15 protein-coding genes are annotated in these 15,249 nt (G+C 55.3%); 9 read left to right on the top strand and 6 right to left on the bottom strand.

Annotation, left to right across the window (positions count from 1 at the left end; genetic code table 11):
* Positions 1 to 2 precede the first annotated feature (2 nt).
* The gene (locus CKV99_RS04545) at positions 3 to 242 is read right to left on the bottom strand and encodes a DUF3039 domain-containing protein (protein ID WP_092255680.1); all 240 of its coding nucleotides are present in this window, start codon (positions 240 to 242) and stop codon (positions 3 to 5) included.
* A gap of 60 nt (positions 243 to 302) precedes the next feature.
* Here CKV99_RS04545 and CKV99_RS04540 point away from each other — a divergent pair, with 60 nt between their 5' ends.
* From CKV99_RS04540 to galE, 6 genes are all read left to right on the top strand, one after another.
* A complete protein-coding gene (locus CKV99_RS04540; protein WP_092255027.1) occupies positions 303 to 779 on the top strand; it encodes a DUF3099 domain-containing protein in 477 nt (158 codons plus the stop codon).
* Positions 780 to 840: 61 nt separating this feature from the next.
* Entirely contained in the window at positions 841 to 2,364 is a 1,524-nt protein-coding gene (locus CKV99_RS04535; protein ID WP_092255025.1) for a DUF7782 domain-containing protein, read from the top strand.
* Positions 2,361 to 2,795, top strand: a complete 435-nt coding sequence (dtd, locus tag CKV99_RS04530; protein ID WP_092255023.1) for a D-aminoacyl-tRNA deacylase — start codon at positions 2,361 to 2,363, stop codon at positions 2,793 to 2,795. Before CKV99_RS04535 ends, dtd begins: the two co-directional genes overlap by 4 nt.
* A 91-nt stretch (positions 2,796 to 2,886) precedes the next feature.
* Entirely contained in the window at positions 2,887 to 3,876 is a 990-nt protein-coding gene (locus CKV99_RS04525; RefSeq protein ID WP_092255020.1) for a sigma-70 family RNA polymerase sigma factor, read from the top strand.
* A gap of 193 nt (positions 3,877 to 4,069) precedes the next feature.
* On the top strand, positions 4,070 to 4,756 hold the full coding sequence (locus CKV99_RS04520; RefSeq protein WP_092255016.1) for a metal-dependent transcriptional regulator: 687 nt from the start codon (positions 4,070 to 4,072) through the stop codon (positions 4,754 to 4,756).
* Positions 4,757 to 4,845: 89 nt separating this feature from the next.
* Positions 4,846 to 5,841, top strand: coding sequence for a UDP-glucose 4-epimerase GalE (galE, locus tag CKV99_RS04515; protein WP_092255013.1), 996 nt, complete (start codon positions 4,846 to 4,848; stop codon positions 5,839 to 5,841).
* Here galE and CKV99_RS04510 read toward each other — a convergent pair.
* The gene (locus tag CKV99_RS04510; RefSeq protein WP_092255010.1) at positions 5,838 to 6,980 is read right to left on the bottom strand and encodes a DUF4192 domain-containing protein; all 1,143 of its coding nucleotides are present in this window, start codon (positions 6,978 to 6,980) and stop codon (positions 5,838 to 5,840) included. The genes galE and CKV99_RS04510 overlap by 4 nt on opposite strands.
* 224 nt (positions 6,981 to 7,204) lie before the next feature.
* Here CKV99_RS04510 and CKV99_RS04505 point away from each other — a divergent pair, with 224 nt between their 5' ends.
* Together CKV99_RS04505 and CKV99_RS04500 are read left to right on the top strand one after the other, a co-directional pair.
* Positions 7,205 to 8,320, top strand: coding sequence for a PAC2 family protein (locus tag CKV99_RS04505; protein WP_092255008.1), 1,116 nt, complete (start codon positions 7,205 to 7,207; stop codon positions 8,318 to 8,320).
* 85 nt (positions 8,321 to 8,405) lie between these two features.
* Positions 8,406 to 10,937 carry a DEAD/DEAH box helicase gene (locus CKV99_RS04500; protein WP_092255005.1) on the top strand — a complete coding sequence of 844 codons (2,532 nt, stop codon included), beginning with the start codon at positions 8,406 to 8,408 and terminating at the stop codon, positions 10,935 to 10,937.
* A gap of 115 nt (positions 10,938 to 11,052) precedes the next feature.
* Here CKV99_RS04500 and CKV99_RS04495 read toward each other — a convergent pair whose 3' ends face one another.
* The 3 genes from CKV99_RS04495 to CKV99_RS04485 all read right to left on the bottom strand — a co-directional run bounded on the left by CKV99_RS04495 (position 11,053) and on the right by CKV99_RS04485 (position 12,913).
* On the bottom strand, positions 11,053 to 11,547 hold the full coding sequence (locus tag CKV99_RS04495; protein WP_092255002.1) for a hypothetical protein: 495 nt from the start codon (positions 11,545 to 11,547) through the stop codon (positions 11,053 to 11,055).
* 147 nt (positions 11,548 to 11,694) lie between these two features.
* Positions 11,695 to 12,219, bottom strand: a complete 525-nt coding sequence (locus CKV99_RS04490) for a carboxymuconolactone decarboxylase family protein (protein ID WP_092254999.1) — start codon at positions 12,217 to 12,219, stop codon at positions 11,695 to 11,697.
* Between the two features lie 97 nt (positions 12,220 to 12,316).
* Positions 12,317 to 12,913: a peroxiredoxin gene (locus tag CKV99_RS04485; RefSeq protein WP_092254996.1), complete on the bottom strand. Its 597-nt coding sequence runs from the start codon at positions 12,911 to 12,913 to the stop codon at positions 12,317 to 12,319.
* A gap of 160 nt (positions 12,914 to 13,073) precedes the next feature.
* Between CKV99_RS04485 and CKV99_RS04480 the strand changes: the two genes are divergently transcribed.
* A complete protein-coding gene (locus CKV99_RS04480; RefSeq protein WP_092254993.1) occupies positions 13,074 to 14,030 on the top strand; it encodes a hydrogen peroxide-inducible genes activator in 957 nt (318 codons plus the stop codon).
* 72 nt (positions 14,031 to 14,102) lie between these two features.
* Here the strand turns inward: CKV99_RS04480 and CKV99_RS04475 are convergent, their stop codons facing one another.
* A complete protein-coding gene (locus CKV99_RS04475) occupies positions 14,103 to 15,236 on the bottom strand; it encodes a hypothetical protein (RefSeq protein ID WP_092254989.1) in 1,134 nt (377 codons plus the stop codon).
* Positions 15,237 to 15,249 lie beyond the last annotated feature (13 nt).

Genomic DNA, 15,249 nt, shown 5'->3' with positions numbered 1-15,249 from the left:
GATCACTTCTTACGTAGGCCTTTGAAGATGCGTTCGCAGTCCGGGCACACCGGGGACCCGGGCTTGGCCTGCTTGGTTACTGGGAAGGTTTCTCCGCAAAGAGCCACTACCATTTTTCCGCTGACGGCAGAGTTGACGATCTGGTCCTTCTTTACGTAGTGGAAGAATTTCGGTGTGCCGTCATTGGTGGTGGTGTCTTCACGGATATCGGGGCGCTCAATAGTCTTCGTCGTCATACTCACGTCTCCTATCATGCCCCACTTTTACTAAAAATCTAAGCCGGATAGCTACTCTTAGGGTCTATGGAGCACTCTTCGAATCAGGACTGGGTCGATGTGGAACCCGAGTCCCCCTCGGCCACGCGGTCTCGGAAGCGCCGATTCCGTCTGCGCTCCCCCAATAGTTTTCTCATCACAGATGCGAAGCGCTCCCCGGAGCAAAACCGCCATTCGCGTGAACGCTCCTATCTCATCCTGCAGCTTTCTCGCGTGCCTTTCATCCTGGTGAGTATCCTGTTCGCTTTTCTGGGTAACTGGTGGCTCGCCACAGTATTTTTTATCGTGTCTGTTCCCCTTCCCTGGATTTCTGTGGTGATCGCGAATGGCCGAGGGGAACCGCGCGATAGTCGAGAAAAGAATGTGTATAAGCCGGCGGCAGCCCGTTACGCTCAGATGGAGGCGGAAAGACACGCGCAACTCGGCCCTGCACATGAAGCGGGTACGAGTCCTGGCAACCTCCCCGCTACGATCGACCATGAAGACAGCAACGAGTGGTCTTAGCTGTTCTAGCGTTGTTACCCTATTTTGCTCAGCTGTGGCCCTGTATTGATAAGGAGTCCTTGTGTCTGACCGCCTCACTGTTGCGCGTGCGCTGGTCACTGCGCTTACGAACGCGGGGTTCACCGCTGATGGCATCGCTGCCCACTTGGGCCCCGAAGTTACTGAAGCGCTGTATCGCGGTGAACCAGGCGTGGTGATGCATGCGACAGAGGACAAGTCTGCTTTGTCCAGCTTGATCCGGTTTTTCCTCTTGCGTCGTCCCTGTTCGGGAGCAGAGCTTGGAGAGCTGCTCGGTGCCCGGCTGACGGCGTCGCTTATCGACGAGCACTTCGTGGCTCCTACTCCTGCGGGTGCGCTCTGCACCGCGGTTGATGTGCGTCCCCACTCCATTGCAGGAGCGAATCGGATTGTGTTTTCGGATCTCGATGCATCGATGACTGAGCATATTCCTGGCCCCGATCATGTCTTGGGGGTGGGTGCAGCGTCGTTGTCGCTCTTGTCGGCGACTCCTTTGACTCCTGTGGATTCTGTGCTGGATGTGGGAACTGGTTCTGGGGTTCAGGCGCTGGCACAGGCGGAGACGGCGCTGCGTGTTGTTGCGACAGATGTCCACCAGCGGGCACTCGATCTTGCGGAAGCGACCATTGCTGGTGCTCAAATTGAGAATGTGGAATTGCGACAGGGCTCATGGTTCGACCCTGTTGAGGGCGAACGTTTCGATCGAATCGTTGCTAATCCTCCGTTTGTTGTTGGTCTTCCTGAAGTTGGTCACGTGTATCGCGATTCAGGCCTAATTTTGGATGGTGCGACGGAGCTGATGGTGTCCCGTGCGCCGGAGCATCTAACGCCGAGTGGCTCGGCCTTTATGTTGGGTTCTTGGGTGCATACGCGGCAGCAATCGTGGGCGTCTAGAATCGCCTCATGGCTTCCTAAACGGGGTGTCGCGGCCTGGGTGATTCAGCGCGATGTTGCTGATCCGGGAATGTATGTCAGTACCTGGCTGAAGGATGAGTCCATTGATCCACGGTCCCGCGCTGGGATTGATCGGACGTGCCGGTGGTTAGACCACTTACGTAGTAATGACGTCATCGGTATCGGTTTTGGGTGGATTTTCCTTCGGGAGATTGGAGATGCACCCACAGAGGTCACCGCGGAGGAAGTGCTTCAACCGTTTACGGACCCATTAGGCCCCGAGGTGGAAGAGTATTTCCGCAGGTCGGCGTGGCTGCGTGGTAAGTCGGTTGATGAAATCTCTGGGTCCACGTTTATGATGCGTCCCGGGGTAGCAAGAGAGACGGTGGAGGTTTCCGATTCCGATACGGGGATGGGGTTTACACCAGTTGTGATCCGCCTGACACGCACTGATGGGCCGCGCTTCTCCCACGAGGTTGATGAGGCATTGGCCTCTATTCTTGCTGGTTTGCATCCTCAGGGTTTGAATTTGGCGGAGACCGTGGGGTTGTGGGCGGCGTCCCACGGCATAGACGATGATTCCGAATTGGTCGAGTCTGCTGTTGGCGCTGTTGTTGATTTGGTTCGGCATGGTGTCGTTCTTCCTGCCGAGATTGCGGAGGTGTTGGGATGATAGCTGTGCTTACTCGTGTGACTGAAGCAAGCGTGAGTGTCGATGACGAGATTGTGGGTGCCATCAATTGCCCTGAAACCGGGGGAATACTTGCGCTTGTTGGTGTGGGGCGTGACGACGCGCCCACGGCTTGGGAGACGGTAGCACGCAAGATCGCGGATCTGCGCATCTTGAATGGCGAAGTGTCTGTGGTCGATGTTGGTGCTCCGGTACTCTTGGTCAGCCAATTTACGTTGATGGGCAAGACGGCGAAGGGCCGTCGCCCGTCGTGGGCAGATGCTGCCCCAGGCGTGGACGCTGAAATAGCTATCAATAAAATTGCATCCGAGCTGCGTAATCGGGGAATATGGGTTGAAGAGGGGCGCTTTGGGGCTATGATGAAGGTCACCAGCGTCAATGATGGTCCTTTCACGGTTATCGTGGAGGCCTGACCTCGGGTAATGCCGGTTTGCTTGGTCGGGAACTATTCGCAGTAGCGAAGCGTTGACTACATAGATTGGCATTTCTACAAGGAGGCAGTGAATGACGCATCCGTCGTCGATGGACGAGAAAGAGGAAAAGGTTGACCGTGGGAGCCGCCGCAATCAAACCAATGACAACCCATCCGCCGACCTTGTTCGCGTTTACCTCAACGGCATTGGCAAAACTGCCTTGCTTGATGCTGAGGAAGAGGTCGATCTAGCCCAGCAAATTGAAGTCGGGCTCTACGCACAGCACCGTCTCGACGATCCTGATGTGAAGCTCACCCGTGCGATGAAGCGCGATCTGAAGATTCTGGCGAAACAGGGCCGTAAGGCCCGCGCGCACCTCCTCGAGGCCAACCTTCGCCTCGTCGTTTCTTTAGCCAAGCGCTATACCGGTCGCGGCATGCCGTTGCTCGATTTGATCCAGGAAGGAAACCTGGGTCTGATTCGCGCAATGGAAAAGTTCGACTATGCCAAGGGCTTCAAGTTCTCCACTTACGCTACGTGGTGGATCCGCCAGGCAATTACACGCGGTATGGCTGATCAGTCGCGCACGATCCGTCTCCCGGTCCATCTGGTGGAGCAGGTGAACAAATTGTCCCGCATCAAGCGCGAGATGTATCAGTCGCTTGGCCGTGAGCCGACCAACGAAGAGCTTTCCGACGAATCGGGTATTGACGAGGATAAGATTGAGAATCTCTTGCGCCAGTCCCGTGATCCGGTCAGTCTCGATATGCCTGTCGGTACGGACGAAGAGGCACCGCTGGGTGACTTTATTGAAGACGAGGATGCGACCGATGCTGAGACTTCTGTGGTAGCTACCTTGCGTCACGATGATATCCAGCGCGTGATTAATTCCCTTGAACAACGCGAGCAAGACGTCATTCGACTCCGCTATGGTCTCGATGACGGTGTCCCCCGCACCTTAGATCAGATTGGGCGACGTTTCGGCCTGTCACGCGAACGCGTGCGCCAGATCGAACGTGAGGTCATGGCCAAGCTTCGGGTGGGCGACCGGGCTAACAAGCTTCGCGAGTACGCCCAATAAACCAATCAGATAGCCACGATTTATCAATTGGGCCTTTCGACCACGTGGTGCCAGAGTGCGGTACCATGTGGTCATTCTCATTTCCGGGCCCATCAGAAGCCGCCGCTTCAAGTTTTCACATAGACTGTTGGAAGCGTCACCTGCTCTTCTTGGGTTCCGGCAGATATCACTTGTTGAAAGTTTGAGGTTTTTCATGCGGGACTTGGTTGATACCACAGAAATGTATCTACGCACGGTCTACGAACTCGAAGAAGAGGGCATCGTGCCCCTTCGCGCTCGCATTGCAGAGCGACTTGACCAGTCAGGCCCCACTGTCTCTCAGACAGTGGCACGTATGGAACGCGACGGTCTCCTCGTCGTTGAGGAAGACCGCAGCTTGAGCCTGACAGAGGAAGGCCGCGCTCGTGCTACTCGAGTGATGCGTAAGCATCGTTTGGCGGAACGGCTCATGGTTGATGTCTTGGGGATGGATATTGCCAAGGTGCACGATGAGGCGTGCCGCTGGGAGCACGTGATGAGCGATGACGTAGAACGTCGCGTCGTCGAGGTGGTCTCGGACCCCTCTCGGTCCCCGTTTGGCAATCCTATTCCCGGTCTTACTGAACTCGGCCTCGAGAAGGACAACCGCTCCGAAATGGGAGAGCGCACCGTCGACTTGGATCTCAAAGAATCGATTCGCGCCGAAGTGATTCAGATTCACGAGATTTTGCAGCTCGACGCAACCCAGTTTTCCGCCCTTTCGGCTGCAGGAATCAAGGTGGGTTCTCAGGTGACCGTCGCCGAGGTGGATGGGATCATCGAAGTAACCAGCGCCGACGGGAGCACCGTTGAGCTTGCCGACGACCTAGCTCACGCCTTCCGGGTCCGCCCACTGGATTAAAATCTTCACCGGTCCAACTCGCTCACCCCTTCTCCGCTAGGGTTAAAAGGGTTAAAGAAGACAAACGCACCCTCACGATGGAGTCAAAGATGAAACTGCTGGTCACCGGTGGAGCAGGATATGTCGGCAGTGTATGCACTGCTGTGTTAGTTGAGGCAGGCCACAACGTCACCGTTATCGACAACTTGTCCACGGGTAACCGTGAGGCTGTCGTCGACGGTGCCCGTTTGATAGAAGGAGATGTCCGAAGCGCTGCGGATTCCGTTTTAGCGGAGGGCGATTTTGACGGTGTTCTCCACTTCGCCGCGCGCTCACTAGTGGGCGAATCTATGGAGGTACCGGAGGAGTACTGGCAGGACAATCTGGTAACCACCTTGGCACTTTTGGACGCCATGCGCGCACACCATGTTCCCTCCCTGGTTTTTTCCTCCACTGCAGCAACTTACGGCGAACCCGCAGTAGTCCCCATCACAGAGGACATGCCTACCGCCCCGACAAATCCATACGGTGCGACAAAACTGGCCATCGATTACGCGATTACTTCTTACTGCCAGGCGCACGGATTGGCCGCTACGAGCCTGCGCTACTTTAACGTGGCTGGAGCCTACGGTGAGATCGGTGAAAACCGCGAGGTGGAAACTCACCTCATTCCGCTGGTTCTCCAAGTGGCGCTCGGCCATCGCGACAAGATTTATATGTTCGGTGATGACTGGCCAACAAAGGATGGCACACCGGTGCGCGATTATATCCACATCCGCGATCTAGCCGACGCACACCTTCTCGCGTTGGAAACAAATCTTCCGAGTGAACACCGTATCTACAACTTGGGATCCGGTGACGGTTACTCTGTACGCGAAGTGATCGACACGTGCAGAGAAGTCACTGGGCACCCCATTCCTGCTGAAGTGGCTGCCCGTCGCGCTGGCGATCCAGCAGTTCTGATCGCTTCGAGTGAGAAAATTAAGGCTGAGTTAGGGTGGAACCCCACCCGCACCGAGCTCACGCGCATCGTTGAAGATGCGTGGGCCTTTACTTCTGAACTTGGCGATAAAGCCCATTCTTTTCGACGGGTCGCTGGAAACTAGCCTCCCGTCGTGGGTGCGGGAGGAAGGTTGAGCATATCTCGTTGCTCTTCGCTGCCAGCTTTGACCGCAAGCAGTAACCGGTCGTAGCCTCCTATAGCCAGCCCTTTCAGCAGTGCTGCTGACAGGCCATGGCCTTCAAGTTCAACCTGGGCGTTTTTCAATGCTGCGGAGGCCCACGAGTACAGACCCGCCGACATTGCAACAATGGCCCAGACGCTTAATGCATTGGCCCGGATTACTCCGGAAGATACCCGGGCGATAAACAAAAGCAGCGTGCCAGCTCGCTGCGGCTGTGCGAGAGCGGTGACCACAATACTGTCCCGCAGGCGTGAGCGGGATAGACACGTCATCACTGCGACAACATCGTTGCTGACAGGATCCCCCTCAGATTCAGCCCACACAGTGGTTAAATCTTTGTCATCATACGGGTTCACAAGAGGTGTTTCGTTTGCGTGCGCCAGAGCTCGGTCGGCGTCTTGTACAGCTTCTGCCGGCCCGGGGAGCTGCCTCTCAAGACGATCGTGCAGATCCTGGCCGCGACAGTAAGCCAATTGGCAAGCCCCATCAAAGGTGTCGCGGGTATCGTGGTCAAGCGCTATTTTAGCGAAATAATCCACGGTGTCGTCACGTGTGAGCGCCGGTAGTCCCCCATTTTCGATGAGCGGCTGCATCGCCGGTGACAAGGCGATGCAGGGTACGGCGCCGCTTACCCAATAGGGCGGGACCTCCCCAAAGCAGAGATCATAGTGGCTGCCAGTAGCAATTTCCGAGAGAACCCAGCACGCGTGGATCAGGCAGTCTCCGTGCTCGTCGTGAATCTGATACAGGGCGTCGATAAGATCGCCTACAGTTGGGCTCTCGGGTGATCGAGTCACGAGGAAGGCAAAAAAGACCTCACAGTCTGCTGCGCTTGGCGTGTTTAGAGCGTTTGGGAGATCCTGCCAATGGTTGAGGTCGGCGCGCATAACAGGCCCAAGAGTGAGGTTGCCACCGGTGGTGCCGGCGTGCATACCGACGATGATGATGGATTCGTGCGGGTAGAAACCGAGGATTCCTGGCACTGCGGCCATTAAATCCCCAGGGGTGTTGAGGTGATCAGTGGTATCAGACGATGGTGGAAAGTTCATAGTATTGGTCATGAACTAATCCTCAACTACGAAGCGTTGTCTTGCTGGGGACCATCAGGAAATGTCCGAAATCTGTGGAAAACAACATTGTTATCCACAGTTTTTTGCGACACCGTGCAAGATCATGCGCAATAGTGCATACTGTTAGGCTACCGCTCGGGAATCATTCGGCGACCTACATCGTTGTAACTAGTACAACCTTAGAATGAATTAATTTTAGGATCAGGAGGAATACCATGGCTGATGATAATCGGCACATGTACGAAATGGAGTACCCCGTCCCCGCGATCAGCAGCGAAGGTTCCCAGGGCGAATCAAGCGCACCGGGTGAGCCTACAGGACCGATGATGGTCGTGGCGATGCAAGGTTACGCCGACGCTGGTCACGCCGTAGAAAGCGCCGCCATGCACCTCAAGGCGGCGTTAGAAAACAAGCAGGTAGCAACTTTTAACACCGATGAATTAATCGATTACCGTTCACGTCGACCCGCAGTGATGATGGATAATGACGAGCTGACGCACTTTGAAGAGCTTGACTTAGACATCCGTGTTTTACGCGATACCAAGGGTAAGTCCTTCCTCTTGTTGTCTGGCCCCGAACCGGACTTGCGGTGGAACGCGTTTAGTGAAGCGGTGGGCGATCTTGCGGAGAAGTTTGATGTTTCGCGCACCATCTGTTTGTACGGTGCACCCATGGCTGTGCCGCACACCCGTCCACTGATGGTGTCAGCCCACGGCAATGACGAAGCTGTGATTAGCCGCATGTTTACTATTAACTCGAAATGGAACGTGCCCGGGGCTGCGCAATTGATGATCGAGCGCGAACTACTCAAGCGAGGGCGGAAAGTGTCCGGGTTTACAGCTCACGTGCCGCACTATATGGCACAGTCCCCATATCCGGAGGCGACGTACCAATTACTTCAATCTGTCAGCGATTCGGCCGACCTGGAACTACCGCTGAAAAGTTTGGAGCACGATATCACGCGTGTGGCACGCCAGCTCACTGAGCAGGTCAGTGGCTCAGAGGAGATTATGCACGTGGTCACCCAGCTCGAGCAGCATTATGACACCGAGTTAGAAAAATACCGGAAGCATCACCCCGATGTTTTGATGCCCGGCGAAGCTCAGGTCCCGTCAAGCGAGGAGATTGGTCAAGCCTTCGAAAACTACCTCTCGGCTCTGGATGATCGCGATGCTCCCCGCAACGAACTTCCGGAAGCACCTCCCCTGTTTCACTTCGGGGACACATCCCTGTTTGATGATGTGAAAAACTCGTCCGGGGTTGATCCTGATGTACAAGACGCACATCCTTCTGCTGAAGACGATGACCATGATCTAGGCGATGACGTCTAACCACAGGTTGAGCAACGGGTCCGCGAGCTCCTAGAACCGTTTGGGCAGGATCTCCGCTACGGTAGAAACTGTGAACCTAAGCGAGATGCTGCCTGATTTGTCTGATGTCCCCGAGTCCGTCTACGAAGAGGCGATTTGGGATTCCTTCATCGCCTGGACCCGTGACCGTGGGATTACGCTGTATCCCGCCCAGGAGGAAGCGTCATTGGCGGTGTTGGCCGAAGACAACGTAATTCTGGCAACACCCACGGGGTCTGGCAAGTCAATGGTGGCTAACGCTGCCCATTTCGTGGCGCTGGCGCGTGGCCAACGCAGCTTTTATACCGCCCCGATCAAAGCACTGGTCAGCGAGAAGTTCTTCGCGCTGTGTGAGATCTTCGGGGCTGAGAACGTTGGCATGATGACAGGCGATGCCACTGTCAATGGCAACGCGCCAATTATTGCCGCAACAGCAGAGATTGTGGCTAACATCGCGTTGCGCGACGGCAAGCATGCCAATATTGACCAGGTAGTGATGGATGAGTTCCACTACTATTCTGATCCAGACCGTGGCTGGGCGTGGCAGGTACCTCTGCTTGAGTTGCCGAAAGCGCAGTTCTTGTTAATGTCTGCCACCTTGGGGGATACGTCCTGGTTGGAAAAGGACCTGACTGAGCGCACCGGGCGGCCCACTACCTTGGTATCAGGCACCGAACGGCCCGTTTCACTGGACTTCCACTATGTATTCACCCCGGTACACGAGACCATCGAAGAGCTTCTGAACAACGGCAAAGCTCCGATCTATGTGGTGCATTTCTCCCAGCGCGAAGCCACTGAGCGCGCTCAGGCCTTGACTAGCATGGGCAGCATCCTCACCGACGATGAGAAGAAACAGATCGCTGAAGAAATTGGCGATTTTCGCTTTACGACGACCTTCGGCAAGACTCTCTCCAAGCTTGTGCGACGCGGAATTGGAGTTCATCATGCAGGTATGTTGCCGAAGTATCGGAGGCTCGTCGAAAAGCTGTCTCAAACCGGCCTGCTGAAGGTCATTTGTGGCACTGATACCTTGGGGGTGGGTATAAATGTACCGATCCGCACTGTGCTGATGACAGGGCTGGCCAAATATGACGGTGTGCGTCAGCGCATTGTGAAATCACGCGAGTTCCACCAGATCGCGGGGCGTGCAGGCCGGGCTGGCTATGACACGGAGGGCACCGTGGTGGTGGAAGCCCCAGAGCATGAAATTGAAAACGTGAAACTGCGCCGCAAGGCCGGAGACGATCCCGCGAAAAAGAAAAAGCTGCGCAAGAAAGCCCCCCGTGACGGGCAGATCTCCTGGTCAGAGAATACCTTTGAGCGGCTTAAGGTGGCTGAGCCAGAGGAGCTCACCAGCCAGTTTAAGATCTCCAACTCGATGTTACTCAACGTGGTGGCACGCCCTGGTGATGGCTACGAGCACATGAAGCATTTGTTGCGCACAAACCATGACACGCGCGCGAAGCAGAACCGGGATATTCTCACATCGGTCGAACTGTTCCGCGGCTTGATTAATGCGGGCATTGTGGAGCGCACCCCCGAGTCACTGGCATCGCGTCCGTACACTTTGGTCGACGAGCTGGACCGCGATTTCGCACTCAACCAGCCCCTGTCCCCTTTCGCTTTGGCGTTTCTTACACTGTTGGACCCAGAGTCAGATACCTACACGTTGGATGTGATCTCCACGTTTGAGGCCATCTTAGATGACCCGCGCCAGCTGCTCCAGGCCCAGCAATCCGCGGAGCGTGGCGAAGAACTCGCGGCGTTAAAAGCAGAAGGGGTAGACTACACCGAGCGCATGGCGCTGCTCGAGGAAGTCACCTACCCCATGCCCTTGAAAGAGGAGCTCGATGAAGCTTTCGAGACTTTCCGCGAGGGCAACCCGTGGGCCAAAGAGTTTGAACTGTCGCCGAAGTCAGTGGTGCGCGACATGATTGAGCACGCAATGACGTTTTCAGACCTGATTGCCACCTACGGTCTGGCCCGCAGTGAGGGCGTTGTCTTGCGCTATCTCACAGACGCGTGGCGCACCCTGGCAAAGTCTGTGCCTGCGCAGCATATGACTGAGGAGCTTGACGACGTGGTGACCTGGCTCGGCGAGCTCATCCGCCAGGTCGATTCTTCGCTTATCGACGAATGGGCACACATGGCAGATGAGGACACACCGGTAGATCAGGACACCCTTGAACGCGAGCTCGCCTTCGGTGTGGAAAACCCATCTGCTCTAACGGCTAACCGGCGTGCGTTTACAATCATGGTGCGCAACTATTTCTTCCGTTTGGTGGAACTGTTCGCCTACGAAAAAGAAGACCGCCTGGCCGAGATGCTGGACTACTTAGACCACGATGAGAAACCAGACTGGGGTGCCGCCATGGATGACTATTTCGATGAGTATGACGACATCGGCACCGACCAAGAGGCCCGTGGCAAGGAGTACTTCTCTATCGGCGACCAATCGGGGCGTGCTTGGGAGGTCCGCCAGATTTTGCAGGACCCAGAAGGTGACAACTCCTTCCAGCTGCACGGTGTGGTGGACCTGGATGCTTCCGATGAGGCTGGCGAGGTGCGCCTGAGCCACCTGGAGATGAAGCAGGTGTAAGCCTGATCTTCCTCGGTGTCCGGTTCGCCGAGCATAGCTCGCTTCCGATCAGCCAGGCTCAGCAGATCAATGAGGTTTTTAGCCACATAAGCGGACGCTACAGTCGTCTCCTAATCTAACGTCGTCTTATACTCTGGCTGCGGGTACCATCAGCCCTGGCCCGGGTGGCTTCTGCCCGTAGGGCGGACATCCGAGCGCGTTCTGAGTCCTCACCGAAGTGACGTTGTGTAGTGGCAGCGAAAGCTTCCCTGTGTCCTGCAGCTCTTTCGTACTCACCGCGAGACTCGTAGAGATCGGCCAAGTAATGGTCAGACATGTTAATTCCATCAACAAGCACGTACTCGAAATAGCCTGCCTCAAGGAGAAACCGAAGAGATGGTTCGCTGTCGGCATACCGGCGTTGGCGTCGCAACACCATAAACCATAGGGCGTGAAGAGCTACGCGCGCCTGGTGGTGATATTTATCGTCACCCTCGACCATAGTGGCGTACATTTCTGCGCTTTCGCGTGCAACACGTTGCTTCTGGCTGCGCATCAGCCCGCCGACTACTGTCTTTGCCTCTTTGACGAGCTCAGCGACTTCAGGCGCAGTCATCGCTCGAATACTCATGGACAACCTCCTTAGCTGAAAGTTTAACCTGCGAAGCAAACATCGGTCGAGAGATCTTGTACGAAAAACCCCGCCACCTCTCGCTGGTGCGAGTTCGTGACGGGGTCTTCGTCGCTAGACATATCAATGCTTCAAGCGCATCAATGCTTAACGTGCGTCCTCGATCTGGACTGCCTGTGCCACAGCGTTGACCACTGCGCCGATCTTGACAGCTTCCCAGACCTGCTCCTTAGTCATGCCCTCGTCTTGGACTACCTTTGCATGAGCTGCCAGGCATGCCTCGCAGCCATTCATCGCAGACACGGTGATGGACCACAGCTCGAAGTTGACCTTCTCCACACCAGGCTTGGAGATGATGTTCATGCGCAGGCCGAACTTCACGTTTGCATAGTCGTCGCCCAGCATGTGCTTGGAGCGGTACGCAACGTTGTTCATCGCCATGACGGTTGCCGCGCCGAAGGCCGCCTCGAGCGCCTCCTCAGAGAGGTGCTCTTTCGCCTCGTCGACGATCTCGGAGATGACAGACTCGTTCTTAGTTGCCGCCGCCGCCGCGACGAAGCAGCCCCACAGCTGCTCCTCGTTCAGCTCGGTGGAGCGAGCCAGGGTGCCGATGTTGAGCTTCTGGTCCTTCGCATATTCCGGCAAAGCGTTCTTCAGGTTATCAATAGACATAAAAATTCCCTTTCATTTAATAGGTTTACTTTTCGTGGAGGCCAAAGGTGTGCCCCGCCCCCTAAAGTGACGCTGGGTGCGGGGCCTCTACCTGAAATTACTTCAGGGAGTCCTGGACAACGTCCAGCTTGTTAATATTCTTAGTCGGGTCGTTTGCCTCCCAGTTGCAGGCGCACACTTCCTCAGACTGCAGTGCATCAAGAACGCGCAGAACCTCATCGACGTTGCGTCCGACAGCATCTGGGGTCACCGAGACGAACTGAATAATGCCGTCTGGATCGATAATGAAGGTTGCACGGTCAGCAACACCGTCAGCGTTCTCAACGCCGAGCTCACGGATGAGCTCGTGCTTGATGTCGGAGAACATTGGGAAAGGAACATCCTTCAGCTCTGGGTGGGTTGCACGCCAATTGAAGTGAGCAAACTCGTTGTCGGTGGAACCACCCAGGATTTGGGTGTCGCGATCCTGGAAGTCTTCGTCTAGCTTGCCGAATGCAGCAATCTCCGTTGGGCACACGAAGGTGAAGTCCTTCGGGTAGAAGAAGACAACCTTCCACATCCCCTGGTACTTGTCCAGCGAAACGGTCTCGAAGTAGTCCTCAGGCTGCGCTGCATTAACTTCGTGCAGGTCGCCGCCCTTCAGTGCGGTTAGCTCGAACTCTGGGAAGCGCTCCCCAACAGTCATAATTGCCATTTAGCAACTCTCCTTTATAGAAATAGCGTATGAATCAGTGTAGTCTGTGTGAACGGTTACATTATGGCCCGTTCGCCTCCACATGACTATTTATCATTATTCCCCAATAATGTAACCCTGTCAATAGTAAGATCTATGGTTTTAAGTTAAAGTGATAAGCATGAGCAATAAAGAGTATCGGCCAACCCTAGCGCAGCTGCGCACGTTCGTCACGATTGCTGAGAACAAACACTTCGGGACAGCAGCAAACAAGCTGTCAATTTCACAGCCGTCACTGTCCCAGGCACTCGTCGCCCTCGAGACCGGCCTTGGCGTGCAACTGATTGAGCGGTCAACGCGCAAAGTGATTGTCACTCCTATCGGTGAGCAACTGCTACCTTACGCGAAGTCCACCCTAGAAGCAGCGGATCAATTCATCAATCATTCCCGCGGTGCCCATGGCGTTCTAACAGGGCCTTTGACAATAGGAATCATCCCCACCGTCGCGCCTTATATTCTTCCAGAGCTGCTCCGCAGCCTCAAACGTGAATACCCTGACATGGAACCACGCATCGTCGAGGAACAAACCAAGCACCTCCTCACTCAATTGCGCGACGGGAAAATTGATCTAGCCGTGATGGCTTTGCCTTCCGACAGTGCCGGCATGGTAGATTACCCGCTCTACGATGAACGATTCATCATTGTCCTGCCCGAAGGCCATAAGTACACTGGGAGGCAGGATCTCACCTTAGAGGTAATGGAAGATCTTGACTTACTGCTTCTCGACGACGGACATTGCCTGCGTGACCAAGTCGTGGATTTGTGCAGACTTGCTGACATCAACCCCTCCGAGGCCACCGATGCCGTCACTCGCGCATCATCACTGACCACGATCATCCAGCTAGTCGTAGCCGGACTCGGAACTACACTCGTTCCTGAGTCTGCTCTATCCACTGAATGCATCCGCTCCGGTCTCGCGCTGGCTAACTTCGAGGAATCCGTCAGCGCGCAACGCACCATCGGTTTGGTGTACCGGACGTCGTCGTCTCGCGCAGATGAATACGAAGCACTTGGCGAACTAATGAAAAAGGCCTTTGAAGCTGCAAAGGATCACAACAAAGACCTTCTAAACAGCTAAGCAACCAAGTATTAAACAAAGCGTGGCCCCTCTCGGTACGAGAGGGGCCACGCTAGTCGTCGTTAAGTACCTTTATGCGAAGCCGTGGTACCCGCCGTAGTTATAGTTGTCGCCGTAGCCCTGTACTGGGCCGTCGTATTCTGCGTCATGCGGAATAGGGCCACCGGCACCTTGGCGGTACAAGTGCGCCTTGATCAGCATGCCCGCTGGTATGACAATGAGTGCCCCCAAGCCCAGCGTCAACATGACGATCAGTCCACCAACGAGGCCCACGACAACGTAGTAGGCCAAGAGTCGGCCATAGTTGCTCTTGCCCACCTGAAAGGCTTGGGCGAACGCTCCACCAATCCCCGCGCGACCTTCGGTGGCGAACTCGGTAGGAAACATAAGCAGCGGGGAAATAAGTAACAAGATTAGCCAAACCACACCGATGATCCCCAGCAACGAGCCCAAGTCGTTGACGATGAACTTCTCCATCGCAACCGGATCATCAATATTAGCTAATTTGGTCGCTTTGGATCCTGCCCAACCAACCGTCGGGATCATAATAATCAGCCAGGAAATCAGCGAAAGGAGCAGCGACACGATGAATCCTGGCCAGAAATGGACATTGTTAAAAAGATCGGAGAACTTTGCTTTAACCTTGTCCACTTGCCAAATAGTCAACCGAATGACGAAAATCATCCACGCTGCGGAGACCAAGCTTATAGCCAAACTAAAGATATTATACACAAGTGACTGCTGATTCCCCATCGACAACGTTACACCAACAGCAGCCAGGGCGATGATGACAAGGCCAGTAAGAAATGCGCCACCAATGAAAACTCCCGCGTTGGAGAAGGTGGTTCCCACTCCCCACTTCACAGCGCGCATGACGTTGATCCTGCCGTCGGTGTTCACCATATTCGGGTTGAGCCCGTCATTGAGCTGGTTACCAGATCCTGGCTGCGGGTAGCTTCCCTGCTGCGCACCAGCCCCTCCTGCTGCACCGTAACTTGGGTATCCCTGCGTCGGATCATAGCCTTGGCTTCCACCGGCATTGTAGCCCGGCGCATCTTCAGGATGCGGAGTGGACGGGTACTGAGGATAGTGCGAAAACCCATCGCCACTGTTCCCACCATTATTGGCGTGGGAGTTACCGTCAGATGGATCTTGATTGGGGTACTCCGGATAGTCGGGGCCACCATTATTGGGAGGTGTGGTCATGCGCAGTAGTCCT

The sequence above is a fragment of the Corynebacterium cystitidis genome (assembly GCF_900187295.1).
GTDB classification, from domain to species: Bacteria; Actinomycetota; Actinomycetes; order Mycobacteriales; family Mycobacteriaceae; genus Corynebacterium; species Corynebacterium cystitidis.
The sequence above is the reverse complement of the archived record's forward strand: the minus strand, read 5'-3'. Positions and strand labels throughout refer to the sequence as shown.

What these genes read in the sequence shown, in the direction of transcription:
- CKV99_RS04540 (WP_092255027.1), top strand. Translation starts at nt 303, where the DNA reads ATGGAGCACTCTTCGAATCAGGACTGGGTCGATGTGGAACCCGAGTCC.
- dtd (WP_092255023.1), top strand. Translation starts at nt 2,361, where the DNA reads ATGATAGCTGTGCTTACTCGTGTGACTGAAGCAAGCGTGAGTGTCGAT.
- CKV99_RS04525 (WP_092255020.1), top strand. Translation starts at nt 2,887, where the DNA reads ATGACGCATCCGTCGTCGATGGACGAGAAAGAGGAAAAGGTTGACCGT.
- CKV99_RS04520 (WP_092255016.1), top strand. Translation starts at nt 4,070, where the DNA reads ATGCGGGACTTGGTTGATACCACAGAAATGTATCTACGCACGGTCTAC.
- galE (WP_092255013.1), top strand. Translation starts at nt 4,846, where the DNA reads ATGAAACTGCTGGTCACCGGTGGAGCAGGATATGTCGGCAGTGTATGC.
- CKV99_RS04510 (WP_092255010.1), bottom strand. Translation starts at nt 6,980, where the DNA reads ATGACCAATACTATGAACTTTCCACCATCGTCTGATACCACTGATCAC.
- CKV99_RS04505 (WP_092255008.1), top strand. Translation starts at nt 7,205, where the DNA reads ATGGCTGATGATAATCGGCACATGTACGAAATGGAGTACCCCGTCCCC.
- CKV99_RS04500 (WP_092255005.1), top strand. Translation starts at nt 8,406, where the DNA reads ATGCTGCCTGATTTGTCTGATGTCCCCGAGTCCGTCTACGAAGAGGCG.
- CKV99_RS04495 (WP_092255002.1), bottom strand. Translation starts at nt 11,547, where the DNA reads ATGAGTATTCGAGCGATGACTGCGCCTGAAGTCGCTGAGCTCGTCAAA.
- CKV99_RS04490 (WP_092254999.1), bottom strand. Translation starts at nt 12,219, where the DNA reads ATGTCTATTGATAACCTGAAGAACGCTTTGCCGGAATATGCGAAGGAC.
- CKV99_RS04485 (WP_092254996.1), bottom strand. Translation starts at nt 12,913, where the DNA reads ATGGCAATTATGACTGTTGGGGAGCGCTTCCCAGAGTTCGAGCTAACC.
- CKV99_RS04480 (WP_092254993.1), top strand. Translation starts at nt 13,074, where the DNA reads ATGAGCAATAAAGAGTATCGGCCAACCCTAGCGCAGCTGCGCACGTTC.
- CKV99_RS04475 (WP_092254989.1), bottom strand. Translation starts at nt 15,236, where the DNA reads ATGACCACACCTCCCAATAATGGTGGCCCCGACTATCCGGAGTACCCC.